Annotated in this window: 21 protein-coding genes; 8 read left to right on the top strand and 13 right to left on the bottom strand. The window is 58.0% G+C overall.

What is annotated here, in order from left to right; genetic code table 11:
* Positions 1–162 precede the first annotated feature (162 nt).
* Together I6L40_RS13500 and I6L40_RS13495 are read right to left on the bottom strand one after the other, a co-directional pair.
* Positions 163–1,683 carry a cryptochrome/photolyase family protein gene (locus I6L40_RS13500; RefSeq protein ID WP_216994401.1) on the bottom strand — a complete coding sequence of 507 codons (1,521 nt, stop codon included), beginning with the start codon at positions 1,681–1,683 and terminating at the stop codon, positions 163–165.
* Positions 1,683–1,844 (bottom strand): DUF2256 domain-containing protein, encoded by a 162-nt coding sequence (locus I6L40_RS13495; RefSeq protein ID WP_216994400.1) that lies wholly within the window; start codon positions 1,842–1,844, stop codon positions 1,683–1,685. The genes I6L40_RS13500 and I6L40_RS13495 overlap by 1 nt, the downstream gene beginning before the upstream one ends.
* 461 nt (positions 1,845–2,305) lie before the next feature.
* Here I6L40_RS13495 and I6L40_RS13490 point away from each other — a divergent pair, with 461 nt between their 5' ends.
* Positions 2,306–3,691, top strand: a complete 1,386-nt coding sequence (locus I6L40_RS13490; RefSeq protein ID WP_216994399.1) for a tryptophanase — start codon at positions 2,306–2,308, stop codon at positions 3,689–3,691.
* 132 nt (positions 3,692–3,823) lie between these two features.
* On the opposite strand, the gene cdd is transcribed toward I6L40_RS13490, so the two are convergent.
* The 3 genes from cdd to I6L40_RS13475 all read right to left on the bottom strand — a co-directional run bounded on the left by cdd (position 3,824) and on the right by I6L40_RS13475 (position 5,933).
* Complete coding sequence (gene cdd / locus I6L40_RS13485; RefSeq protein ID WP_071910367.1) at positions 3,824–4,708, bottom strand: cytidine deaminase; 885 nt, start codon at positions 4,706–4,708, stop codon at positions 3,824–3,826.
* A gap of 185 nt (positions 4,709–4,893) precedes the next feature.
* The gene (locus tag I6L40_RS13480) at positions 4,894–5,580 is read right to left on the bottom strand and encodes an LrgB family protein (RefSeq protein ID WP_033112624.1); all 687 of its coding nucleotides are present in this window, start codon (positions 5,578–5,580) and stop codon (positions 4,894–4,896) included.
* Positions 5,577–5,933 carry a CidA/LrgA family protein gene (locus tag I6L40_RS13475; RefSeq protein ID WP_005333279.1) on the bottom strand — a complete coding sequence of 119 codons (357 nt, stop codon included), beginning with the start codon at positions 5,931–5,933 and terminating at the stop codon, positions 5,577–5,579. Before I6L40_RS13475 ends, I6L40_RS13480 begins: the two co-directional genes overlap by 4 nt.
* A gap of 160 nt (positions 5,934–6,093) precedes the next feature.
* Here I6L40_RS13475 and I6L40_RS13470 point away from each other — a divergent pair, with 160 nt between their 5' ends.
* Positions 6,094–7,803: an alpha-galactosidase gene (locus I6L40_RS13470; RefSeq protein WP_216994398.1), complete on the top strand. Its 1,710-nt coding sequence runs from the start codon at positions 6,094–6,096 to the stop codon at positions 7,801–7,803.
* Between the two features lie 69 nt (positions 7,804–7,872).
* Here I6L40_RS13470 and I6L40_RS13465 read toward each other — a convergent pair whose 3' ends face one another.
* On the bottom strand, positions 7,873–8,373 hold the full coding sequence (locus I6L40_RS13465) for a hypothetical protein (protein WP_043850942.1): 501 nt from the start codon (positions 8,371–8,373) through the stop codon (positions 7,873–7,875).
* 133 nt (positions 8,374–8,506) lie between these two features.
* Positions 8,507–9,934, bottom strand: coding sequence for an exodeoxyribonuclease I (gene sbcB, locus I6L40_RS13460; RefSeq protein ID WP_071910673.1), 1,428 nt, complete (start codon positions 9,932–9,934; stop codon positions 8,507–8,509).
* A gap of 348 nt (positions 9,935–10,282) precedes the next feature.
* Between sbcB and I6L40_RS13455 the strand changes: the two genes are divergently transcribed.
* The 5 genes from I6L40_RS13455 to rplY all read left to right on the top strand — a co-directional run bounded on the left by I6L40_RS13455 (position 10,283) and on the right by rplY (position 17,527).
* On the top strand, positions 10,283–11,563 hold the full coding sequence (locus I6L40_RS13455) for an HD domain-containing phosphohydrolase (protein ID WP_071910365.1): 1,281 nt from the start codon (positions 10,283–10,285) through the stop codon (positions 11,561–11,563).
* A 98-nt stretch (positions 11,564–11,661) separates the two neighbouring features.
* Positions 11,662–12,081, top strand: coding sequence for a CBS domain-containing protein (locus I6L40_RS13450; RefSeq protein ID WP_216994397.1), 420 nt, complete (start codon positions 11,662–11,664; stop codon positions 12,079–12,081).
* Between the two features lie 215 nt (positions 12,082–12,296).
* Positions 12,297–16,196: an ATP-dependent RNA helicase HrpA gene (hrpA, locus tag I6L40_RS13445; protein WP_216994396.1), complete on the top strand. Its 3,900-nt coding sequence runs from the start codon at positions 12,297–12,299 to the stop codon at positions 16,194–16,196.
* A gap of 94 nt (positions 16,197–16,290) precedes the next feature.
* A complete protein-coding gene (locus tag I6L40_RS13440; RefSeq protein WP_216994395.1) occupies positions 16,291–17,124 on the top strand; it encodes a hypothetical protein in 834 nt (277 codons plus the stop codon).
* Positions 17,125–17,239: 115 nt separating this feature from the next.
* Positions 17,240–17,527 carry a 50S ribosomal protein L25 gene (gene rplY / locus I6L40_RS13435; protein WP_042030867.1) on the top strand — a complete coding sequence of 96 codons (288 nt, stop codon included), beginning with the start codon at positions 17,240–17,242 and terminating at the stop codon, positions 17,525–17,527.
* A gap of 110 nt (positions 17,528–17,637) precedes the next feature.
* On the opposite strand, the gene I6L40_RS13430 is transcribed toward rplY, so the two are convergent.
* Positions 17,638–18,033, bottom strand: a complete 396-nt coding sequence (locus I6L40_RS13430; protein WP_033112630.1) for a MerR family DNA-binding transcriptional regulator — start codon at positions 18,031–18,033, stop codon at positions 17,638–17,640.
* A 122-nt stretch (positions 18,034–18,155) separates the two neighbouring features.
* Between I6L40_RS13430 and I6L40_RS13425 the strand changes: the two genes are divergently transcribed.
* Complete coding sequence (locus I6L40_RS13425) at positions 18,156–19,319, top strand: thiolase family protein (protein ID WP_071910359.1); 1,164 nt, start codon at positions 18,156–18,158, stop codon at positions 19,317–19,319.
* Here I6L40_RS13425 and I6L40_RS13420 read toward each other — a convergent pair.
* From I6L40_RS13420 to I6L40_RS13400, 5 genes are all read right to left on the bottom strand, one after another.
* Entirely contained in the window at positions 19,316–20,539 is a 1,224-nt protein-coding gene (locus I6L40_RS13420) for an EAL and HDOD domain-containing protein (protein WP_033112632.1), read from the bottom strand. The genes I6L40_RS13425 and I6L40_RS13420 overlap by 4 nt on opposite strands.
* 116 nt (positions 20,540–20,655) lie before the next feature.
* A complete protein-coding gene (locus I6L40_RS13415; protein WP_071910357.1) occupies positions 20,656–21,912 on the bottom strand; it encodes an OmpP1/FadL family transporter in 1,257 nt (418 codons plus the stop codon).
* Positions 21,913–22,164: 252 nt separating this feature from the next.
* Positions 22,165–23,463: an outer membrane protein transport protein gene (locus I6L40_RS13410; protein WP_071910355.1), complete on the bottom strand. Its 1,299-nt coding sequence runs from the start codon at positions 23,461–23,463 to the stop codon at positions 22,165–22,167.
* 389 nt (positions 23,464–23,852) lie between these two features.
* Positions 23,853–24,611, bottom strand: coding sequence for a DUF3379 domain-containing protein (locus tag I6L40_RS13405; RefSeq protein WP_071910353.1), 759 nt, complete (start codon positions 24,609–24,611; stop codon positions 23,853–23,855).
* Complete coding sequence (locus I6L40_RS13400) at positions 24,604–25,119, bottom strand: sigma-70 family RNA polymerase sigma factor (RefSeq protein ID WP_231499717.1); 516 nt, start codon at positions 25,117–25,119, stop codon at positions 24,604–24,606. The genes I6L40_RS13405 and I6L40_RS13400 overlap by 8 nt, the downstream gene beginning before the upstream one ends.
* Positions 25,120–25,167 lie beyond the last annotated feature (48 nt).

Raw genomic sequence — 25,167 nt, 5'->3', positions numbered from 1 at the left:
ACCATAATCAGCCGCCACAGGATATTCAACCGCTCTGCGCAGGATTGGGATCTCCGTCTGCCTGCCAGTCACGGGGTGGTGTTTGGTGCGATGACGCGCCTGATTGCCAGCGTAAATCGCTGCGCTGTTGTCAGGGGGCGTGTGTCAGGAGGCATGGTCCGCTTACAGCTGCTCAAGATGGATCAGATAGTGCTCCGCCGTCGCCAGAATGGCCTGCTGCTGTTCTGCTGCTTGGCCATCCCAGTTGGCATAGGGGAGGGCGAGGCGGGGATTGCCGCCCAGTTTGTCCCGGTTGCGCCAGAGAAAGTGCCAGTAGAGGCTGTTGAAGGGGCAGCTCCCGTCGCCGTGGCGGGCTTTCACCTGATAGTGGCACCCCTTGCAGTAGTGGCCCATTCGCTCGAGATAGGCGCCGCTACTGGCGTAGGGCTTGCTGCCCATCAGGCCGCCATCGGCAAACTGGCTCATGCCGCGGGTGTTGGGCAGCTCCACCCACTCGATGGCATCCACATAGATGCCGAGATACCACTGATCAACCTCATCAGGATCGATCCCCGCCAGCAGGGCAAAGTTGCCGGTCACCATCAGCCGCTGGATATGGTGGGCGTAGCCGTGCTCAAGGGATTGCTTTATGGCATGTCGCACGCAGGCCATGTCTGTTTCACCGCTCCAGAAAAAGCCGGGCAGCGGCCGGTTGGCCTCGAGAAAATTGGTCTGCTGGTAGTCGGGCATCTTTTCCCAGTAGAGGGCACGGACAAACTCGCGCCAGCCGAGGATCTGGCGGATAAAACCCTCCACCTGTGCCAGCGTGATGGTACCCTGATTGGCCTGCCAGTGGGCTTCGGCGGCGCGGATCACCTCAAGCGGATGAAGCATCTTGCTGTTGAGGGAAAACGACAAACGGCTGTGAAACAGGCTCCAGCCCCGCTCGCTCAGGGCATCCTGATAGCGGCCAAAATGGGGCAGGCAGTTGGTGAGAAAATGGGCCAGCAGCTCGCGGCTCTGGCGCCTTGTGATGGGCCAGGGCAGTCTGCGGGCATCTGCCTCGCCGATGGTGCTGACCCCGTGGCGGGTCAGCATGGCGTCAATCTCGCTCACCTCGTTGGCAAAGGTGAGGGGCGCCGGGATGGGCTGGCTCGCCGGCAGTTTGGCGCGGTTCTCGTCATCAAAATTCCAGCGCCCGCCAAGGGGTTGGCCGCGCTCATCGAGCAGCACTTGGTATTGCTTGCGCAGGGCGCGGTAGAAGAACTCCATCCGGCTGTGGGGGTAGCGCTGCCAACCATCGCAGGGGGTGAGAAAATGTTCGCTCTCCACCTCGGAGGCAGGGATGGCAAGGCTCGCCGCCCAGCTTTTCAGCTGGCTGGCTAGGCGCCACTCATCCGGGCTCTGCCAGGCAAAGCTGTCGGCCTGATGCGCCGCGATTTGGGCTGCCAGCAGGCTGGGCAAGTCGGGCCAGCGGGCACTCTCATCGAGGGTCAGGTAATAGACTCGGTGGCCCGCCTTGCCAAGGGCCGCCGCGAAGGCGCGCATGGCGGCAAAGAAGGCCAGCACCTTCTGGCGATGGTGGCGGCAGTAGTCGGTCTCCTGACGCAGCTCCGCCATCAGATAACAGATTGCCGGATCCGGGGTGCGAAACCAGCTGTGACCGGCGTTTAGCTGATCGCCGAGGACAAGGCGCAGCTCCATCAGACTCGCTCATCAGGTTGCTGGCTACGGTGACGAGCGTGGCGACAGCGCTCGCTGCAGTAGCGAACCACTTCCCAACTGCGTACCCACTTGCGCCGCCAGCTGAAGGGACGTTGGCAGACGGGGCAGATCTTCTCGGGCAGATGGGGTTTGCGATGCATGATGGCTTCCGGCCCTGGCTGATGGGGGATGTGGCGTGTGGGTAGGGAGAATAACGAACCGGGGGCGCGGGCGGATCAACCTCGCTGCCAGTTTGTCGCGCAGATGCGCACTTTGTGAGCGGGCGCACAGCCCGTCGGTGCACTCCTTGTTTGCAAATTAACCAGCCGTTAACGTGGCGAGGCTGCCCGTTGGCAGCATCCATCAATGGATCTTGTTGGCCATCGACTGTCTACAACCGATATGGAGGGGGAGTGATGCCAATCATGACAGCTACGCCCCGGGCAGCTTGCCTGCTCGCCCACTGGTATACCCGGGATCCCATTCTCACCTTCGACTTTCCTCACCGCTGATTGGCGGCACCCGCCGTTTGAATGTGTCAGCCGGACGACCCTGATCGCCCCGGCCTCTTTGCCAATCCCGATTTCAAACACACTGGTCTTGTGCCGGTGAGGAGTCTTTTATGCGTCGTATACCCGAGCCGTTTCGTATCAAGATGGTCGAACCCATCAAACAGACCACTGGCGCCGAGCGTCGCGCTGCCCTCGAGGCCGCTGGCTGGAACCCCTTCCTGCTGCTGGCCGAAGATGTCTATATCGATCTGCTGACCGACAGTGGCACAGGTGCCATGTCCGACCGCCAGTGGGCCGGTATCATGATGGGGGACGAAGCCTATGCGGGCAGCCGCAACTTCGTCGAGCTGGAGCGCACGGTGCGCGACATTTTTGGTTACCAGCATGTGATGCCCACCCACCAGGGGCGCGGGGCCGAGCAAATCCTCTTCCCCGAGTTGGTCAAGCGCTGCAAGGGCAAGGCGCCGGTCTTTATCTCCAACTACCACTTCGACACCACCAAGGCCCACGTGGAGTTGGCCGGCGCGCGGGCCATCAACCTGCTCACCCCGAAAGCCCTCGACACCACGGCCCCCTACGCCTGGAAGGGGGATTTTGATCTCCCTCGCCTGAGCGACACCATCGAGACCCTGGGGGCCGACAACGTGTCCGGCATCATCATCACGGTGACCTGCAACAGCGCTGGTGGCCAGCCGGTCTCCATGGCCAATATGGAGGCGGTCTCCGAGCTGGCCCGTCGCCACCATATTCCGGTGGTGATCGATGCCGCCCGCTTTGCCGAGAACGCCTGGTTTATCAAGGAGCGGGATCCGGCTTATGCGAAGTGCAGCATCAAGGAGATAGTGCGCCAGATGTTTGCGCTGGGGGACATCTTCACCATGTCGGCCAAGAAGGACGGGCTGGTCAATATCGGCGGGCTCTGCTGCTTTAAAGAGGATCTCGATCTGTTCCGCGCCGTGCAGGTGCGCTGTGTGGCGATGGAGGGGTTTGTCACCTATGGCGGCCTTGCCGGGCGGGACATGGCGGCGCTCGCCATCGGCCTGCGCGAGGGGATGGATGAGGAGTATCTCACCTATCGCATTAGTCAGGTGGCTTATCTCGGCGAGCGGCTGGCCGAGGCGGGTATCCCGATCCAGACCCCCACCGGCGGCCATGCGGTGTTTGTGGATGCCAAAAAGCTGCTGCCCCATATTCCGGCCGAGCAGTTCCCCGCCCATGCGCTCGCTTGCGAGCTCTATCTGGAAGGGGGTGTGCGCGGGGTAGAGATTGGCTCCCTGTTGCTCGGGCGCGATCCCGCCACCGGCAAGCAGGAGGCGGCGGACTTCGAGCTGTTGCGTCTGACCATTCCGCGCCGGGTCTACACCCGGGATCACATGGACTATGTGGCCGACTGCCTGATCGCGGTGAAAGCGCGGGCCTGCGACATTCGCGGGCTCACCTTCGACTACGAGCCGCCGCTGCTGCGCCACTTCACTGCGCGGCTAAAACCGGTCTGATCAGCAACCGGTTAGATGTGGTGATCAACCGCGCCAAGCAGTGAGATCGAGGGCTGCCCCCGATTAAACGGCCAAGTAAAAAGCCCCCGCACCAAGGTGCGGGGGCTTTCGTTTATCGAAGCAAGGCCGGGGTCAGACCGCCTGATACTCCAGCTCGACGGAGCCCAGCGCCTTGAGGGTGGACTGGGCGGAATCACGCTGGCTGATCTGGCCGTTTTTGTTCTCCAGCAGCACGGCGCGGCGGATGGTGGCGAGATCTTCGCCGTTAAGCACCGCATGGGTGCAGGCCATCTGCATCGGTGGCAGGCTGGGGTTGAAGGCGGCGTTCTCGGCGTAGCGGCCAGAGAAGATGCGGCCATCGGCAAACTGCAGCGCCACCGCGGCATAGCCCTGGCTATAGGGGGCATAGCTTTGACGGGCGGCGGCCAGCGCGGCTTGCCACAGCGGGTCTTCGCTTTGAAGCTGAAGCTCGGCGTGATCCTGCGGGCTCATCAGCGCATCCGTGATGTCGAGGTCCGCCGGGCCAAACGAGTGGGGCAGGAAGGATTGCAGGGCGCTCAGGTCATCGGGCAGAGAGACTTTCAGGATCTTGGCGGTGCTCAGCTCGTTCATGAACTGACGGCAGTGACCGCAAGGGGTGTAGTTGACGGTGATTTCGCTGATCCCGGTCTCGCCACCCAGCCAGGCGTTGGAGATAGCGGACTGCTCGGCGTGAACCGAGTGGAACAGACCTTGCCCAGCAAACTCCATGTTGGCGCCAAAGTACCAGCTGCCGCTCAGGCCGCAGGCGATGGCACCGACATAAAACTTGGAGATGGGCGCGACCGAGCAGGCGGCGGCCAGCGGCAACAGGGCGAGGCGCAGGGCGCGATCATCGAGACCTGTGGCGGCTTTCAGGGTGGCGACTTGCTCCGGCGTGAAGCGGGCGTTGAAGTCGGCACTATCCAGCATGGGCTGCACGGCTGCTTTGAGCGGGGCAGATAGGGTATCGAATGGCTTGGCAAAACGGGGATGCATAGTGTGTCCTCAAAGGCCAATTGGGCGGCCATTGTAGGGAGCAAGCTCGGGTAAATGTGTGAGCAGGCTCACGCCCTGACGGGCAAACGGAGGGGGATGGTAATGGAAACGTTTGTCTTGTGCAAATTGTGCGGCAGGTCGCACCCCGACAGCGCTGCAGAGCCGTCGGGGTGGCTAATCATCGGTCAGGTGAGCCAGTGATAGATGGCAAAGAGGAGGGGAGCGACGGCCGCGGTGAGGATCCCGCACACCACCATGGCGAGCGATGCAAAGGCGCCCTGGGTGATCCCCTTCTCGGCGGAGGTGGCGGTGCCGATGGCGTGGGCACAGGCCCCCATGGCGAGCCCTTGCGCTTCCGGGTCGGTCACTTTCAGCAGTTTGAGCAGCGGGTAGCCGATCAGGGCGCCGACAATCCCCACCACCACCACCACGGCGGCCGCGATGGCGGGAATGCCGCCGATGGACTGGCTGACGCTCATGGCGAGCGGGGTGGTGATGGATTTGGTCGCCAATGAGGCGAGCAGTGCCGGATCTGTGCCCATAAAATGACCGATCAGCAGGGTTGTACACACCGAGATCAAGACGGAGGCGAGGGTACAGATTAGGATGGGCTTGAGCTTGGCCTGGATCTGGCGCGCCTGTTGATAGAGCGGCAGCGCCAGCGCCACCACGGCGGGTTCCAGCAGCATGGTAATGGGGCTGCTGCCGCGCTCGTACTGCTCAAGGGGCAGATCGAGCCAGAGCAGCAGGCCGATGATCACCGCAGTCGGCACCAGCACCGGATTGATGATGGGCCAGGGCAGGCGACGATAGAGGGCGCGGGTGGCGAAATAGAGCGCCAGGGTCAGGGGAATGGCTAGCCAGAAGATCATTTGTTCATCCTCTGGTAAAGCCGACCGACGGTGGCGAGGATCAGCACGATCCCGAGCACGATGCAGAGCATGATGACGCCGAAGGATTGGCGCAGGGGCTCAAGCCAGGCCACCAGTCCGACCGCAACCGGCACGAACAGCACACCCATGTGGCGCAGCAGCAAGCCTGCCCCCAGCTCGACCCAGTGCAGCTTGATCAGTTGCAGGGAGAGCAGCACGAAGAGCAGCAGCATACCGATGATGCTGCCGGGGAAGGCGAAAGGCAGGATGGCTGCCACGGATTTGCCTGCCAGCAGGCAGGCGACGATGACCATAAAGTCACGAAAGTACAGCAAGGCGCGTTGCGCGATCACGTGAACCTCATCGACTGGGATGAAAAATCGCAGTTTACCAGAGAGGCCGGGTCGCGGCATTAAAACAATAACAACTGAAATCAGTTCATTTGAAGCTGATTTGATTGGCATTTTTTGAAAAGTGCCCGATAGAACCCTTTTCGAACTACAAGGAGTTGTGATGACATCCCTCTTGTCCCGAGTTCGCCAGCTGGCGAACGATACTGCGTTGCCACCCCATCTGCTGCAAACCCGTCAGTGGGAAGGGCCCCTGTGCCGGGTGCGACTCGACAACACCGGTTCTGATGCCACATCAGTTGACCGCTGGGTGCTGTTTGACGGCAAGCTTGGCCTGCCGGTGGAGAGCGCCATCTATGGCGAAGGATTCCAGATGCTGGCCCAGACCATGGGTAGCTGGCTGTCACCGCAACATGTCGGCCGTTGCCCCGATGCCAGCGTCTATCGCATTACCGATGACAACGGCTATCACACCATTCACAACCTGCTGCTGGTGGAGCATAACAAGGGGTGGCTGCTGCTCGCCTTTGCCAGCTGTCATCGTTTTGGCGGGGAGTTTCGTCTCTACCCTGATGGTCGCTTGCAGATCCTGATGAACTGCGAAGGGCGAAAACTTGCGGTCGGTGAGCACTGGCAGAGCGAGGCGCTGATCTGCCTCGAAGGGGGGGAGCGCGAGGATCTGCTGGCTGAGCTGGCACAGCTGATCGAGGTCGAACATGGCTCGCTGATCGGCAAGGTGAGTGAGCGCCCGAGCGGCTGGTGCTCCTGGTATCACTACTACGCCGAGGTGAGCGCTGCCGATATTCGCGAGAACCTGCAGGTGCGTGCCGAGCGCTTCCCGGCCCTGCGCTATGTGCAGATCGACGACGGCTATCAGGCCAAAATGGGCGACTGGCTCACTCCATCGGCCAAGTTCGAGCAAGGTGTAGCCTCACTGGCTGCCGAGATCAAACAGGCTGGCTGCGAGCCTGCCCTCTGGGTCGCACCCTTTATTGCAGAGCCCGGTTCACAGGTGTTTCAGGATCATCCCGACTGGTTTGTGAAGGGGGATGACGGTCTGCCGTTGCCCTCCGAGCGGGTCACCTATGGTGGTTGGCGTTGTACCCCTTGGTATGTGCTGGATGGTACCCACCCCGAGGTGCAGGCGCACCTTGAGCAGGTGTTCCGCACCCTGCGCGAGCAGTGGGGCATCCACTATTTCAAGCTCGATGCCAACTTCTGGGGCGCCATCCACGGTGGCCGTTTCCACGATCCGGCAGCCACCCGGGTTGAAGCCTATCGGCGCGGTATGGCGGCCATCCTGCGTGGTGCAGGTGAAGGCGCTTTCCTGCTCGGTTGCAACGCGCCCATCTGGCCAAGTCTTGGGCTGGTGCACGGCATGCGGGTGAGCGATGACGTGGAGCGCAATGGCCACCGCTATCGCCAGATCGCTCACGAGGCCTTCTGCCGCGCCTGGCAAAATGACAAGCTCTGGGCCCTCGATCCTGACTGCATCTGTCTGAGGGATCTGCCAAGCCAGCAGGCAAACAAGGCGGAATACAGTTTCCATCTGGCAGCGCTGGTGGCAAGCGGCGGCATGATGTTGGCCGGTGATCGGCTGCAAGATTTCGATGAGGAGCAGGCGGCGCAACTGCGCAAGTTGCTGGCGCTCTGCGCCGCCCGGGCACCCTCTGCCCGTTTCGAATCGATGGACTTTGCCTGCGGCGAAGTAAGCCTGCCCGAGGGCGGCACTCTGCTCTGCCTCTTCAACTGGGAGGGGCAACCACAGGAGTTTCTGCTGCCGGAAGGGGGAACCGATTTTTGGGATGGGCAGGCAGTCGGTACGGCAGTGACCCTGCAAGGGGGCGAAGGGCGGGTGATCCGTTACGTCTGATAAGGCTCGTCTCTCAAACAATTCAGGCTCCTTCGGGAGCCTGAATTGTTTGCTATTTAGGGGGCTGTGTCAGTAACGCCACTCGACGCCAGCCGCGTATTTGGCTGAACCATAACCCGGGATATCGCTGCCCGAGGTGATGGCCTTGAGGGTGAGATTAGGGGTGATTGGCATACCAAAGCCAAAACCGATAGCCAGCCGATCGTTGGGGTTACCCATCACATCGACCCGCATCACCCGGTAAAGCGACATATCTTCGCTCAGGTGCATATAGGCCTGAGACGCGCGGTTATAGGCCTGACCAAACACCTCCAGCTGAAAGCCGGACTGGGCGGAGATGACCAGCGGCACCCCGACAAACTTGTAGAGGTTGGAGTTGTTGAAGTAGCTGTTGGTGACCTGAGGCGTAAAGTCGGTCTGCTGGTACAGGGTGCTGAAGCTGTGCTCAACGATGTGATAGGTTTGCTCTGGCAACAGCGCAAGGTAGTCCGGCATATCGAACCGGTATGCGGCGTTGGCTGCCAGCGGCAGCAGGGCCAGTAATCCCAGCAGAGCGTGGTGACGAGGCATCAGCAAATGGCTTCCGTTCGATAGAGGCAAGACAGAGGGATGCAACACATTGGTTTTTGAGAAGATCCCCTTCGTCATTATGACCTGAAGAAGGGGATTGGCGAGGAGGATTTAGTGTGAAATCACTCACAACTCATAAATCTTCCAGATAGTGGTAGAGACTCTTAAGAATCGCAAAGTTTCGTTCGTTACCCTGATTCTGCTCTGCCAGCGCTTCGAGGCGCGGTACATAGTCAGGCAGGCGGTTGCTGAAGTAGTCGCTGCAGTGCAGGCGCCAACGTTTCTGCTCCGCTTCGCTCAGAGTGTGCGGCCAGTTGCGGGCGCGATAGCGAAACAGCATCTCCGGCAGCCGTGAATCGGTAAAGGCGAACTCCCGCTCGCCCAGCAGATCTGCCGGGGTGGCGCGCACCAGATCCATGGTGGACTTGTCGCCGTGACCGAAGAAGCCGGCGTAGAGCTGGGTATCAGGATCGCCGTCACTGCTGCCCGCAAACTCCTGATTGAACACTTCCACCAGTTTTTCCCGCACTTCGGGGTGGGCGCGCAGCAGATCCAGGCTCTTGCGGCACTGCTCCCGGTCGATGCCAAGCTGGTCGGCGCGCTCTACCTTCAGGGTGGCGGCCGGTGCAAGTGCCGGACACTTGTTGATGTGCACCAGTTTGACCGGAATGCCCGCCAGATCCCCCAGCTCCTCTTTCTTGGTGTAGAGGCGCTCGCGGATCTCGTCGCTGGTGAGCTCGATAAGCGGGGTGGGGTCGCGGGTCAGATCTACCATGATCACCGCGTTCTGGTTGGTGGGGTGCCAGGCGAGCGGCGAGACCCAACTTGCGCATCCCTGCCACGGGGAGAACATGCCGGAGACGTGTACCAGTGGCTTCATGGTCACCACGTCGATCAGTGCCTTCACCTTGTTCTTGTTGCGAAGGTCAAACAGGTACCCGAACAGCTTGGGTTGGGCCTTTTTCACCAGCTTGGCCATCTCGATGGTGGCCAGCACGTCGGAGAGTGCATCGTGGGCATTGGCATGGGCGACGCCGTTGGCGATAGTCAGCTTCTCCAGCCGGAAGCTCGGCTTGCCCTCATCATCAAAGGCCCACTCGATCCCCTCCGGGCGCAGGGCGTAGCAGGCCCGCAGCATGTCGAGAATGTCCCAGCGGGAGTTGCCATTCTGCCAGCTGTAGGCATAGGGGTCATAGAAGTTGCGATAGAGGGTGTAGCGGGTCACTTCATCATCGAAGCGGATGCTGTTGTAGCCCAGCACACAGGTATTCGGAGTGGCGAACTGCTCGTGGATCTGGCGAATGAAATCCGCCTCGCACAGCCCGTCCTTCATCGCCTTTTGTGGCGTGATACCGGTGATAAGGCACGCCTCCGGATCCGGCAGGTAGTCCGCTGGCGGTTTGCAATAGATGACTAGCGGCTCGCCAATGATGTTGAAATCCGCATCGGTACGAATACCGGCAAACTGCGACGGCCTGTCCTTGGCGGGGCTGATGCCGAATGTCTCGTAGTCGTGGAAATAGAAGGTCGGCTCGTTGCCCGCGTGTGCTGTTTTGCTCATGTTGCTCGAGATGAGGTATCCGATGACGGCGGCTAGCGCCTGGGTGGATGGTGCCATGCACCACAATGGCCAGCATGGTAAACCATAGCGCAGGTAGAACGAAGGGTTGGACCCTCATTCGTCGCTTTATTAGACAAGGGGACCCTTTGTGTACCAGTAACAAAGCGCTGATTTGCAAATGTTCCGGCAGGTAGGAGGCCGCATAGGTACTTTTCACGGTAATCCTCTGCCAAATCACACTTTTTGTCTGTCCACCAAGGCCAAGAGGAGGGCTGTTGACTAAATTATTTATATGGGCAGAGTAAAACGGCTCCTCTGATAACAACATGGCGGCATGGGATAGTGATCATGGACAGAACGCTGACAGGGAAGAACTCGTTCTCATTGCAGGTCGACATCAGACAGGTGGTATATGCCTTGTCTGCGTCGCTGGATCTGGTGGGTATTGGCGATGTTGCCCATGGTAAACGAGTCGGGATCATGGCAGCCGAGTGCAGTCGGGTACTGGGGATGGACGATGTGGAGCGCCGACTGCTCTTCGAGTTGGGCGTCCTGCATGATATCGGCGTCTCCTCGACAGTCATCCATCACCACCTGGTCAGCGAGTTTGACTGGGAGTCGTCACAGCTTCACTGTGAAGTGGGGTATCAGCTATTAAAGGATTTCCGGCTGCTCGCTCCTCTGGCACTTCCCATCCGTTATCACCACACCCACTGGAAGTTGCTGCGCAATTTACCCGACGTGGACAAGAAAGTTGCCCGTCAGGCCAATCTCATCTTTCTGGTAGACCGTTGTGACGCGCTGGCGGCCCCTCACTATAGCGACGGGTCGCTCTTGATGCATACCAACGAGATCCGCGAACGGCTGCAGGGTTATAGCGGTGAGTTTTTTGACCCCGAGCTGGTGGCGGCATTCCTGCAAGCTTCTCGCTCGGAGGCTTTCTGGCTGCAGCTGGAAGCTCGTTCCATCAATGACTACATGCTTGAAATGCTGCAAGAGCGCGAGCCTTGCACGACGACCAATGGCGAGTTGAAAGCATTGGCGCTGATTTTTTCGGGTATTGTCGATGCCAAAAGTGCGTTTACCATGGCTCACTCCTTCGGTGTCGCCCGTCTCTCGCGTCTGCTGGCCGAGCGTATGGGTGTCAGTGCCATCCATTGTGACATGCTGGAAATTGCCGGATTGCTGCACGATCTTGGCAAGCTGCGAGTGCCGGATGAAATTCTGGATAAACCGGGGCGATTAACCTCCGAGGAGCGGGCCATCATCAATACCCACAGTTTCGAGACCTATCAGATTTTGCGCCACATCGAGGGATTCGAAGAGATTGCGTGCTGGGCCTCCTATCACCATGAAGAACCGGATGGCGAGGGATATCCGTTTCATCTGCCGGCTTCGGCGATGGCATTGGAGGCGAGGATTTTGCGGGTGGCCGATATTTTTCAGGCCATGGTGCAGGACAGGCCTTATCGGCAGGGGCTCTCTGCTGGCGAGGCGCTTTCCTTTATGAAGCAGTTGGTACGAGAGGGGCGGGTGGATGGCGACGTTGTTGCCGTGCTGGCTGAGAATTTGCCACAGATGGTACAGGCCGCCATTCCAACGGTAGAGGAGGTACATGCGTACTGCTGACCTGCTCCGGCTTCCAGCTATGCTTGGAATAAGCCGTGCATGGTGCCGATATCCACGTGCAATAAGCAGGCTTGACTGACCACCATGGGGGAACAGATATGGAATCGCTAAAAGCCAGGGATTATATGCAGAGCAGACCCATCACCTTTAAAGCGGACATGATGGTACAAGCGGCAGTCGAGAAATTTTTGAATAGCCACCAACTGGGGGGCCCGGTGACCGATGAAAAAGGACATCTGATCGGCTGGATCTCCGAGCAGGATTGCATCGCGGTCATGCTCAAGGAGGCGTATCACTGTGAACAGGTGGCACAGGTGCGGGATGTGATGCGCAAAGAAGTGCTGACCGTAGGGCCAGATACCAGCATCCTGACTCTGGCTGAGATGATGATGGGACAGAAGCCCAAGATCTATCCGGTGGTGGAAGAGGGCAGGCTGCTCGGGGTGATCAATCGCCACAATGTGATGCAGGCGATCCACACTCAGCTCACTACCTGTTTTGTCCATAGCCACGGTTGAGTGTTGCGTCTCTATGTTGGAGCAGGCCAATGGCCTGCTTCGTTATTTTGGGAGACAGAAAGTTCGCCGACCTGATGTTTTCAATGAAGTAAAGGGATCTACTCGTATGCCCCGAGCGTCATGTTAAGGCTTGCACCTCTCCTTCTCGCTCTTTAGGATCAGCCCCAGCTATCGATATGGCCCCTTGTCGGGCACTCTTTTAAGGAATTCGTACCTTGTCTCTCTCTATCGAGGCGCTGCGCCGCCGTCTCCCTGCCTGCATGAACCTTGACGCCCGCCGTCTCTCCAGCCGTCTGCACGGGGTCAAAAAGTTGCCTGAAGGCAAACAGGCTGCCGTGCTCGAGACCATCGCCGCCGATCTGGATGCGGCACAGGCGCGTTACCAGTCCCGTCTGGCGGGCGTACCCAAGGTCACCTATCCAGATAACCTGCCGGTCAGCCAGAAGCAGGCGGAGATCGCCAAGGCCATTGAAGAGCACCAAGTGGTGATCATCGCCGGGGAAACCGGTTCGGGCAAAACCACCCAGATCCCCAAGGTCTGTCTGGCGCTCGGGCGCGGGGTGAAGGGCTTTATCGGCCACACCCAGCCACGCCGTCTGGCGGCCCGTACCGTGGCGGCCCGTATTGCCGAGGAGATGGAGTCCGAACTCGGCCACTACGTGGGTTACAAGGTGCGCTTTACCGATCAGGTGAGTGAGCAGACCCACATCAAGCTGATGACCGACGGTATCCTGCTAGCCGAGATCCAGAACGACCGGATGCTCACCCAGTACGACACCATCATCATCGATGAGGCCCACGAGCGCAGCCTCAATATCGACTTCATTCTGGGTTATCTCAAGCAGCTGTTGCCCAAGCGCCCCGACCTCAAGGTGATCATCACCTCGGCCACCATCGACCCCCAGCGCTTCTCCCGCCATTTCAACAAGGCGCCGGTGATCGAGGTCTCCGGTCGCACCTACCCAGTGGAGGTGCGCTACCGTCCACTCACCAGTGACAAGAGCGAAGGGCTTGAAGAGCGCGATGAACTGCAGGGGATTTTCGATGCGGTGGAAGAGCTGGCTCGCGAAGGGCTGGGGGACATCCTCATTTTCATGAACGGCGAGCGGGAGATCCGCGATACCGCCGATGCCCTGCGCAAACTCAACCTGCGCGATACCGAGGTGCTGCCGCTCTACGCCCGCCTCTCCAACGCCGAGCAGAACAAGGTGTTCCAGCAACATGCCGGACGGCGCATCGTGCTCGCCACCAACGTGGCGGAGACCTCGCTGACGGTGCCGGGCATTCGCTACGTGATCGATCCGGGTACAGCCCGCATCAGCCGCTATTCCTGGCGTACCAAGGTGCAGCGCCTGCCCATCGAGCCGATCTCCCAGGCCAGCGCCAACCAGCGTAAAGGGCGTTGCGGCCGGGTGGCAGACGGTATCTGTATCCGCCTCTACTCGGAGGAGGATTTCAATAGCCGTCCCGCCTTTACCGACCCCGAGATCCTGCGCACCAATCTGGCCTCCGTCATCCTGCAGATGCTGGCGCTAGGCCTTGGCAACATGGAGGCCTTCCCGTTCGTCGAGCCGCCTGAGTCGCGCCATATCAAGGACGGTCTGACTCTCTTGAAAGAGCTGGAGGCGGTGCGCGAGCTGCCCGCCACCGGCGATCGCGAAGCCAAGCTGCAGCTGACAGAGGCCGGTCGCCAGCTCTCGCGCATCCCCCTTGATCCGCGTTTGGCGAAGATGGTGATCAGCGCGGCGCAGACTGGCTGCCTGAGCGAGGTGATGGTGATCACCGCGGCCCTCAGTATTCAGGATCCCCGCGAACGGCCCATGGAGAAGAAGCAGGCCGCCGACGAGCAGCACAGACGCTTTGAAGACAAGGATTCCGACTTCCTCGCCTTCGTCAATCTGTGGAACTACCTGAAAGAGCAGCAGGATCTCCTTGGCAGCAACCCGTTCCGCCGCATGTGCCAGAAGGAGTTTCTCTCCTACCTGCGGGTGCGCGAGTGGCAGGACATCCATTTCCAGCTGCGCCAGACGGTGAAGGAGCTTGGTTTTAAAGCCAACCATGAACCGGCGGATTTCAAGACGGTGCACTGCGCGCTGCTGACCGGCCTCTTGAGCCATATCGGCAACAAGGATTTGGAAAAGCCCGAGTTCCTCGGTGCTCGCAATGGCCGTTTCCACCTCTTCCCGGCTTCGGGCTTGTTTAAAAAACCACCCAAGTGGGTGATGGCCGCCGAGCTGGTGGAGACCTCGCGCCTCTACGCTCGTATCAACGCCAAGATTGAACCGGAGTGGGTGGAACCGTTGGCAGGCCACCTCATCAAGCTGCACCACAGCGACCCCCACTGGTCGAAGAAAAACGGCGCCGTGATGGCCAAGGAGAAGGCGACCCTCTATGGCCTGACTCTGGTCAATGAGCGCACCATCAACTTCAGCCGTATCGATCCGGCGTTGTGCCGCGAGCTGTTTATCCGCCGCGCCTTGGTGGAAGGGGATTTCGAGACCCGTCACCGTTTCTTCAGCGACAATCGCAAGCTCCTGGCCGAGGTAGAGGCGCTGGAGCACAAATCCCGTCGTCGCGACATTCTGGTGGATGACGAGGATCTGTTCCGCTTCTACGATGCCCGCTTGCCGGAGGAGGTGATCTCCGCTCGCCATTTCGACAAGTGGTGGAAAGAGGCGCAAAAGCGGGATCCTGAGCTGCTCAACTTCGAAAAAGAGATGTTGATGAAGGGGGATGCCGCCCACATCAGCGATCTCGACTACCCCAACTTCTGGCAGCAGGGGCGCCTCAAGCTCAAGCTGACCTATCAGTTCGAGCCGGGGGAGGCCGCCGATGGCGTGACCCTGCATATTCCGCTGCCGCTCCTGAATCAGGTAGAGGTGAAGGGGTTCGAGTGGTTGATCCCGGGGCTGCGTCATGAGCTGTTGGTGGCCCTCATCAAGTCGATGCCAAAGCCGATGCGCAAGAACTTCGTCCCAGCGCCCAACTATGCCGATGCACTGCTCGCCAGCATCAACCCCGAACAGGGGCCGCTGCTGGACGAAATGGAGCGTCAGCTGCGCCGTATGACTGGCGTGACCGTGCCCCGTGAATCCTGGGACTGGTCTGCGGTGCCCGATCACCTCAAACTCACCTTCCGGGTGGTGGACGACAAACACAAGAAGGTGGCGGAAGGCAAAGATCTGGAGGCCTTGAAAGAGTCGCTGCGCGGCAAGGTGCAGGAGACCCTGTCACAAGTGGCGGACGATGATATCGAGCAGTCCGGTCTCACTTTGTGGAGCTTTGGCGAGCTGCCGCAAGAGTACAGTCAGAAGCGGGGCGGGTTCGAGGTGAAGGCCTATCCAGCCCTGGTGGATCAGAAGGATTCGGTCGCCATCCAGCTGGTGGAGAGCCCGGTGGTACAGCAGCAGCTGATGTGGGCCGGTCAGCGCCGGTTGGTGCTGCTCAACGTACCATCCCCCATCAAGTATCTGCAGGAGAAGCTGCCCAACAAGGCCAAGCTCGGGCTCTATTTCAACCCGTTTGGCAAGGTGGCCGAGGTTATCGATGACTGCATTGCCTGCGGCTGTGACAAGCTCATCGAGCAGCACGGCGGCATGGCCTGGGACGAGGCCGGTTTCGAGGCGCTCAAGGAGTATGTCCGCGCCGAGCTCAACGATGCGGTGGTGGAGGTGGCCAAGCAGGTCGAAGCCGTGCTGACGCTGTCCCATGAGATCAAGAAACGGCTCAAGGGCAAGATGCAGCTCGACACCGCTTTTGCCATGTCGGACATCCAGCAGCAGTTGGGTAACCTCATTCACAAGGGCTTTGTCACCGAGACCGGCTGGCAGCGGCTGCCTGACTTGCTGCGCTACCTGCGGGCCATCGAGCGGCGGCTAGAGAAGCTCGCCATCGATCCCAACCGGGATCGGGTCTACATGCTCAAGGTGCACAGCGTGGAGTTGGAGTACAAGGCGTTGCTCGCCAAGATCCCCAAATCCCAGCTTATTCCCACCGAGGTGGCCAATATCCGCTGGATGATCGAGGAGCTGCGGGTGTCGTTTTTTGCCCAGAATCTGGGAACCCCCTATCCGGTCTCCGATAAACGGGTGCTGAATGCTATCGCCCAGTGCTAAGCTGCTATCTGTCTGTTTTAACTGCGTGATATAGAGTGTGGGAAGGGGCTGCCAAGGTGGCGGGCTCTTTTAAACGGAAGTCAGGGAGGCAAGGATGCTGGGGATCTGGTTGAGTGTGGCGCAGGTGGTGATCAGCGGTTACCAGCCTATTGCAGAGCAAACCTGGGTGCAGTTGAACCCGGAGTATTACCCCTTGGCACGCACGCCGCCCGCCATGTTTGTGGCATGGCACGGCAACCAGTTTCCGCCGCTGGCCCAGAAACAAAAAAATGGTCGCTGGCAGATCCTCTTTCCTGCCCGTCTGGTACCTCCTTTTGATCTGTTCGAGGGGGAGGCCGAGCTCTCCAAAGCTTATCTGGCAAGGTTGCGGCGCATCGACGAGATGGCTTATGGCGTCGCATCCGTTCAGGCTGTTGCTGCAGTGCAGCAGCAGGGTCTCTCTCCGTTGGATGAAAATGGGCCGCTTGCCCCCTTTATTACCGAGTTCAGTGCCGCGCATACCATGCCGGTTCAGCTGGCGGTAAGGCCTCGCTACGAGGCGGAGCCGTTGCTGGCGATGTTGGGGAGCGTTGCGCGTGAATCGGTAAACAATGCTGATATCCAGCTGGCTGCTGCCACCACCACCGATAGCGTCACCCTTACGCTATCGGCCCCAGCGGCAGGAGGTGAGCGTGCTGTGTGCCATCAGGTGGTGGCTGGTGAGACGCTGTGGCGCATAGCGAACCAGCTCTCCAGTGCCATGGGGGCCGATACGTACAGCTATTTGCTGGCGTTAGTGGCTGAAAATCAGGCGCGACTTGGCCATAGCATCCGGGTCAAAACCGGGGATGGTCTCTACTGTCCCCGCGCCGAGACGCTGGCGCAGTTTGATGCGCTGAGCCCGGCCCAGCGGCAACAGCAATTTGCTCGCCTTGAGCAGGGGCGTTAAGGCACGGGATTAGCCTTGTATCCGCTATTGGCCCATGGTAGTATTCGCGCTCGTTTTGCGAGGTGCTGACCGGTCGCAGTTAGCACCATAAATTCATCCAAAAGAGATACATACTATGTCTTTCGTATTCCAAGCTGAAGTCCGTTCTGACCTGGGGAAAGGTGCGAGCCGCCGCCTGCGTCAAGCTGACCAAGTTCCTGCCATCGTTTACGGTGCAGGCAAAGAAGCTCTGTCCGTAGCTGTTGACCACAAGAAAATGATCCTGGCTCAAGAGAAGCCGGAATTCTATGAGTCCGTACTGACTCTGGTCATCAACGGCGAAGAAGTTAACGTAAAAGTGAAAGCTATCCAGCGTCACCCGGTACGTTACAAGCTGGTTCACCTGGACTTCGTTCGCGTCTAATCGCGAGTCGTCAGGTTGAAGAAAAGCCACTCTCAGGAGTGGCTTTTTGCTATCTGGCGTTTGGTTGTTTTCACTGTGTGAAAAGAGGGCATGTTTGCCCTCAGGCCTCATTACCCCAGCTGGTTCAGCGCCTGCTGACAACGCTGTTCGGCGGCATCCAGCTCCAGCAGCACCATCCTGATATCTTCCATCTGTTGCTGCAGTGTTTCACGTTTATCCGTTACCAGTCCCAGCATGGTTTGCAGCTGGGTACGGCTGCTCTTGTCGGCATCATAGAGATCAAACAATTCGCGGATCTCGGCGAGGCTGAAACCAAGACGTTTGCCACGCAGGGTCAACTTGAGGCGAACCCGATCCTGCTTGCTGTAGATGCGGGTCTGGCCCTCTCGTGCGGGATTGAGTAATCCCTGATCCTCATAAAAGCGGATACTGCGCGTCGTAATATCAAATTCCCGAGCCAGCTCACTGATGCTGTAGCGCCGGGCTTCATCCCTGTTTTTGTTCATACAGACTTCTTGGCGAACTAAATCCTGCTGGCACCTTACCTAAACGTAAACTGCACTGCAACTCTTGTTCCCGTGGCGCAGAAAACCTATGTTATGGCCATGTAACAAAAAGAGGCTGGCAAATGGATATTGCGATTGTGGCGGCAAAGCGGACCCCGATGGGCGCATTTCAGGGTGCATTGGCAGAGGTAACGGCACCTGAGTTGGGGGCGTGTGCCATTGAGGCTGCGTTGCAGCAAAGCGGCCTGCATCCGGAGCAGGTCGACGAAGTCTTTATGGGCAACGTGCTGTCGGCCGGGGTGGGGCAGGCTCCCGCCAGGCAGGCGATGTTGAAAGCGGGATTGCCGCCATCGATACCCGCAACCACAGTCAACAAGGTGTGTGGTTCCGGTATGAAGGCGGTGATGTTGGCAGCAGATTCTATCCGGGTTGGCGACAACCGGGTTGTGGTTGCTGGTGGCATGGAGAGCATGAGCCGTGCCCCCTATCTGCTGGATAACGCCCGTAGCGGTTTTCGGATGGGGCATCAGCGGGCGCTGGATCACCTCTTTCTCGACGGATTGCAGGATGCCTATGATGGCCAGCTGATGGGAATCCATGCCCAGCGCAGCGCTGATCTGGCCGGTTTGACCCGCAGAGCCATGGATGAATTTGCCTTGGCATCGCTCCAGCGAGCCCTTGATGCCCAGCAGGCTGGCTCGTTTATTTCGGAGCTGACGCCTTGCCATCATGAGGGGCGCTTGCTGCTGGCAGAGGATGAGCAACCTGGCCGAGGACGGCCGGAAAAGATACCAACGCTAAAACCTGCGTTTGGTAAAGAGGGAACCATTACTGCAGCCAATGCTAGCTCCATCTCTGATGGTGCGGCGGCGCTGATATTGATGGATAGCGCTACGGCAGTTGCCCTGCAGGTGCCGGTATTGGCAAGGATCGTCGGTTATCAGAGCCATGCAGCCTTGCCAGCCGAGTTTACCTCGGCACCCATTGGCGCAATATCCAAATTGCTGGTGCGGCTTGACTGGTCAGTGAAGGAGGTGGATCTCTTCGAGATCAACGAGGCATTTGCCATGGTGACCATGTTGGCCATGGCAGGATGTGGTATTCCCCATGACAAGGTCAATGTATACGGTGGGGCCTGTGCGCTGGGGCATCCACTCGGAGCGAGTGGAGCCCGTATTCTGGTCACCCTGATCTCGGCCCTGCGTCAGCGGGGAGGAAAAAGAGGGATTGCCTCTCTGTGTATCGGAGGGGGAGAGGCGACAGCGATTGCGGTGGAGATCGATTAATCGGTTGCTTCCATCGCCTGCAGCTGTTCGTTGACCCAGGTGGTCGCAGCCAGATAGAGGTGGCTGACCTTCTCCTCGCTCAAGCCAAGCTTGGCCGTTCTGGCTGTGACCCGTGACCAGTTGGCATTTTCGTAGTCTTCGCAAAATGCGAGATAGAAGCCGAGATTGCCCTTGCGCTCAAGCAGTGCCAGCCGGATGGCATCGATCAACGGAATGGTGCCGAGCAGCTTGTCCATCGGCTGCTCCATCAACACATCCAGCAGGGAAAATAGGCCGGTGATAAAAGCCTGTGGCGCCTGCTGGGTCGGGGCATGAGCATGGGCCAGCAGCTCACAGAAGCGGGCTCTTATTAGCGACATCTGATAGAGCTCTGCACTCTTGCCCTTGCCTGCACTGGTGGCAGCCACCAGCGAGACAAAACGCTTTAGCTGGGTGTTGCCAAGGTAGATGGCTGCCTGGCGAAACGAGGAGATGGGATTGGTGTGCCCCTTGAGATGGTTGACGTAGCGCAGCAGCTTCAGGGAGAGAGATATATCCTGGCTTAGCAACTGCTCGATCCGGTTGATGTCAGGTTCGGACTGATTGACTACGTTGAGCAGCTGCATCACGACGACCTGGGCTGGCTCCATGGTCGCCTGCTTGACCATTTCGGGGCGACTGAAGAAAAAGCCCTGAAAGAGCTGGATCCCCAGCTGCTTGACCCGTTCGAATTCCGCCTTGTCCTCTACCTTCTCGGCCAGATAGGTGAGATTCATGCTTTGGTGGCGCTGGATGAACACCTTGATCTGCAATAGCGGTGTTGCCCGCAGATCGAACTTGATGATCTTGATAAAGGGGAGGAAACGCTCCCAGTCTGGCGACATGGTGAAGTCATCGAGCGCCAGCGTATAGCCCAGTTTATGGAGTTGTTTGACCTTCTCCAGCAGGGCATCGTCCGGTGCTGCGTCCTCCAGAATTTCAATCACCACCTTCTCGGGGGGGAGGCACTCTGCCAAGCCATCCAGCAACAGGGAGTGAGGGAAATTGATGAAGCAGGGGCGGCCGCCAAGTAGCTGATCGATGTTTTGTTGCAGGAACTGTTCCACGACAAGACTCGACGTTGCTTGCCGTGAGGAGATGCTCGGGAAGACATTATTCAGGCTATCGCGAAAGAGCAGCTCATAGGCGTAGGTATTAAGGTCTCTGTCGAGAATGGGCTGTCTTGCAACGTAGGAATACATGCCTGGCTCCGATATGGGTACTGGCTTGATTTTATGGTGTTGCAGAACACTATGCCAGTCCTGACCCTATTGAGTAAGGCAATAATTGGCATAGTGTTTTTCTGTCAGAGCCGAATTTAGAAGAGATAGCTCATTTGTAAGCCAGCCAGCCAGGCATCCCCTTCAGAAGTGCCCTGGAAGGTTGACGTCGTTAGCGGGTTACCCGGTTGCAGTTCCATCTTCTCGGTGACATCGACCTTTTTACCGTCGATCAGGGTCAGCCCCAGATCCACAGTCAGGTTGGGGGTGAACTGATAACCCATGCCAAGGCTGTACCAGAGACGATCGGCATCCGGTATCGAGATGGTACGGCGATCTGCAGGTACCGGGCTTGCGTCATAGGCAACCCCGGAGCGCAGTTGCCATTGGGGGGTCAGCTGATAGGTCATGCCAATGGCATAGCGCCAGCTATCTTCCCAGTGCTCATCCTTAATGTGCATGCTCTGCAAATGGTTGAGATCAGCTTCCAACTGAACGAATTTGCTCCAGTTGGTCCAGTTCAGGCTGCCATGAAGAGCCAGCTTGTCTGTCAGCTGATGAAATGCCGCCAATTCAGCCGTTGCGGGCAACGGCAGATCCAGACTGCCGGTATCTCTGATCTCGGTAACGGAGCCATCTGCATTGGGTCGGCCCACGATAGCATCACCCGAGAGGGTCAAAGTGACATCATGACGGTAGGATAGGCCAATCCGGGTTTGCTCCGACAACTCCAGTAAAGTGCCTACATTCCAGCCCCATGCCCAGCCATCCCCTTGCAGATGTTTTGCTATCAGGTTGCGAGAAGGGAAGGTGCCACCGACTTCGCCCTCGCCCTGAATAGCAGAGATCCCGGCACCAATTGACCACATCTCATTGATGCGATAGGCAAGGGATGTACCCAGATCCATGGTCTTGATATCGGAGACATTGCCAAAGTGACCGGCGCTGTAGTTATCCGGCATCTTGACGCCGAGACCGTAATAAGAAGTGGCCGAGAATCCAAGACGCCACTGCTCATTGAGTGGAATGATGAGATTGATGTTGGGAACCCAAGCATCGGCCGCGATATCTCGTGCAGTCGCATCGGCATGGGTCAGCAACCCCGTCGTTTTGCCTTCTATATTGACATCAGGGCTGACGTAAATTGCACCGCCCGAAAATGCCATCTTGTCGAAGCGAGTCATGGCTGCCACGTTGCGAGATAGAACGCTGGCATTGTCCGCGATAGCTGCTTCTCCGGCAAAGGCTCTGCCAAGCCCGGTTGCTGATTGTTCAGCAAGCTGGAAACCGGCTGCATGGGCATGACTTGCAATCACCAGCAGGGAAAGGGCGGATAGTTTGAGAGTGGAATGCATGAATTATCCTTGCGTGAATACCGAATGTTCAGTCGGCCATATCATTGAAGGCGGGATTTTATATGGTACGACCAGCAAGGCAACGGTGATGGAGTAAATCAGGGAAAAACGGGATTAAATGCTGATGAAACTAGCTCTAATGGATTGATTAAAAAAGAAAAATGAACATGTGTGTGCTACATGTGTGCGCTGAAAACGGGATCTTGCATAAAAAAAGAGCGCCTTGCGGCGCTCTTTTAAATTGCTCAACAATCAGAACTTCATGTTGAACTGGGCAGATGCCAGGAAGGCGTTGCCGTGGGAAGTGCCCTGCCAGCGAAGCTTATCGGAATGGCTAGTCAGACCTTCGTTGACATCAACTTCCTTACCGTCGAGGTAAGCCATACCGAAGTCAACGCTCATATCGGTGTTGATATGGTAGGTTGCACCAGCGCTATACCAGATACGGTCAGAGTCAGGAATACTCAGGCTGCGATATTCCGCTTCGATCGGGGTGTTGTCGTAGGCAAAGCCCATGCGAGCTTCCCAAGACGGGTTGATGTACCAGGTACCGCCGATAGAGTAACGAACAGAATCTTTGAACTTTTCATCTTTTTGCAGGCAAACACCACCTTTGCACTGGCTGCTGGTAGCTTTTAGCTCCTCGAAGGCACTCCAGTCAGTCCAGTTGACTGAGTAGTGAACGGCAAACTGCTGGTTCAGGCGGTGGTAACCGGCGAACTCTGCTTGTGCAGGCAGCGGCAGCTCCAGATTACCGTCAACAGTGCGGTTTGCGGAGGTTGCTCCCTGGAAATCACCATCAAAGCTCATATCCACTTTTGAGCGATAGGTCAGAGCAAAACGGTTGTTTTCGTTCACTTCGTACAGGGTACCGACGTTCCAGCCAAAGCCCCAGGTGTCGCCCTTCATGTGGGCAATGCGGTAATCAGAAGGTACTTTTTGACCCAATGCACCGAGAGGCCCAAGTAGACCTGCATAACGGTTCAGCTCAGCTTCACCATATACAGCATTGATACCGGCGCCAACGCTGAAGTGCTCGTTGATGCGATAGGCAATGTTCGGGTTGATATTGAAGGTTACCAACTCGGTGTCACCGGCAGCGGCACCAGCCGGGAAGTTCTTTGGATATTCGGTGGAGAGACCGTAGTTGGAGAAGAGACCGATACCCCAAGCCAGCTTGTCGTTTATCGGCTGGATAAAGTAGGTGGCTGGCACAAATGCTGAAGGTGCAATACCTGATTCGCTGGAGTCAGACATCTTCGCGAGTTTATTACCCTTACCATCGGTCATGTTGACAGCACCATTTACATCCACGTCAGGTTGGATATAGGTACCGGAGACGGAGAAGGTCATTTTGTCGAAGGTCGTCATGGCTGCCGGGTTGCGGGCCAGAACGGAGGCGTTGTCGGCAATGGCTGCTTCACCAGCATAGGCACGACCCAGACCGGAGGCGGAGTGCTCGTTCAACTGGAATGCCGCTGCATGGACTTGACCGGTGGCCAGCGCAATGGTGGCGGCAATCAGGCTCTTCTTAAACATAGTTGTCGTCATGGTGGTCTCTCTTGTAGGCAGATTTTTTTGTCGATATTGGCTGCATGTTCAATGCAAACCTCGACAAAATCCGTTTTTATTTCAGCTTCTTCCGAATCAATTCTGGCGTGATTCTATGTATCTGGTAGGAGGTAAGAAATCAGACCAGTGACAGCAGAATACATAAAAGTGATCGTTCTGTTAATCATTTGTTTTAACCTGATGTTTAATTCATCATTTACGGGGTAAGGCAGGGTGTTTTTTAGGCGAAACGGTTGATCCTGCTCACAAAAATAATTTTCCTGTTTTTCGCAATTTTGCGACAAAAAGCAGGTAATGGGTCGGGAAAGAGAGGGGAAACAGGCAGCTGGCTGGTGTCGCTGCCTGTTTTTACCGATGGAATCGGCTCGTTAAATGTTCCAGTGAAGTCGTGATTGCAGGGCCGTAGCGACGGGGGCAAGCGGCTCCTTCATCTGGCCAATCAGTACCATATTTCCTCCTTTAAACTGGACGATCTCTCCTTTGAGGGTGCCATCTGCAAAACTGGGCTGCAGAGAGAGAGGAACATGCTTGGGAACCAGAAAGAGGGTAACGGGCCCCATCTTGCCCTGGATCACCATATGCAATGCCGGCCCCTGATAGAAGGCGCAGTGGTTGACATAAGTCACCCTGAGACCATCCATACCACTCAGGGTTGCGCCATATTTCTCCATCTTGGCGTTGATGCTCTGCAAATTGACCCGCTCATCGATACCTTCGATAAACGGCTCCTCACCATAGACATGGGCCATCGCCACCTGAGCGAGGGAGAGTGTTTGATCAGAGCTGGCAGGCCAACTTATCCATCGGGTACTCACTCCAAGTAGAAAAGCGACGGATGCAGCCATAGCCACGGCTCGCCAATGGGATTTCGGCGCAGTGCTGCTGGCAACATGCCGTATTTTCTCCTGTTTCTCTTCACTCTGTTGCAGAGCTTGTTTGAGCAGGATCCGCTCTGCCAGCCCTGACGGCGGCTCGATACTCATGGTGCGCGCAATCTGTTGCTCGAGAGTTTTCATCTCGTCGAGATAGCGCAGGTTGGCAGGATTGGCACGGGCAGCCTCGAGGAAGTCGGGTTGCTGATCGCCGGGCTGGATCATGGCGCGACGGCGAAACTCCAGTTCATCCATGTCCATCTCCTCTTGATAATTTCTTCTGCGCCATCGCCTCTTTTAGCTGGTTGCGGGCGCGAAACAGTCTTGTCATCACAGTGTTTTTGTTGAGCCCGAGCAGTTCGGCAATGTCCTCACCGCTAAATCCGCCCAGCACCTGCAGCATCAGGGGCTCCCGATACTCTTCGGGCAGGCGGGCAATGTGACGATGCAACCACTCGTTCTCCATCTCCTCTTCGCTGTGTAGCGCATCGGGCTGGGGTTGGGGATGGTCGTCCAGATCCACCAGATCAAACTGTTTGCGCTCGAAACGGCGGGCATTCTCCCGGCGCAAGATAGTGATCAACCAACCTTTGGCTGCCTGATCGTCCTGCAGGGCGTCGATACCCTTCCAGGCTCGCAGGAAGGTCTCCTGCACCAGATCTTCCGCGACGTGGGGATCCCTCACCAGCCAGTAGGCGTAGCGATAGATATCCTTGTGCAGCGCATGAACCAGCGCTTCGAATTTGGTTTGTTTGTCAGCCATAGGGTCATAGACCGGCAAAGTGGCCGGATCATTTCCACTTTTATGAGG

It is taken from the genome of Aeromonas sp. FDAARGOS 1410, assembly GCF_019048745.1.
In the GTDB taxonomy this organism is placed as follows: domain Bacteria; phylum Pseudomonadota; class Gammaproteobacteria; order Enterobacterales; family Aeromonadaceae; genus Aeromonas; species Aeromonas jandaei.
Note: the sequence above shows the minus strand (reverse complement) of the source record. Positions and strands in the feature narration are given on the sequence as shown.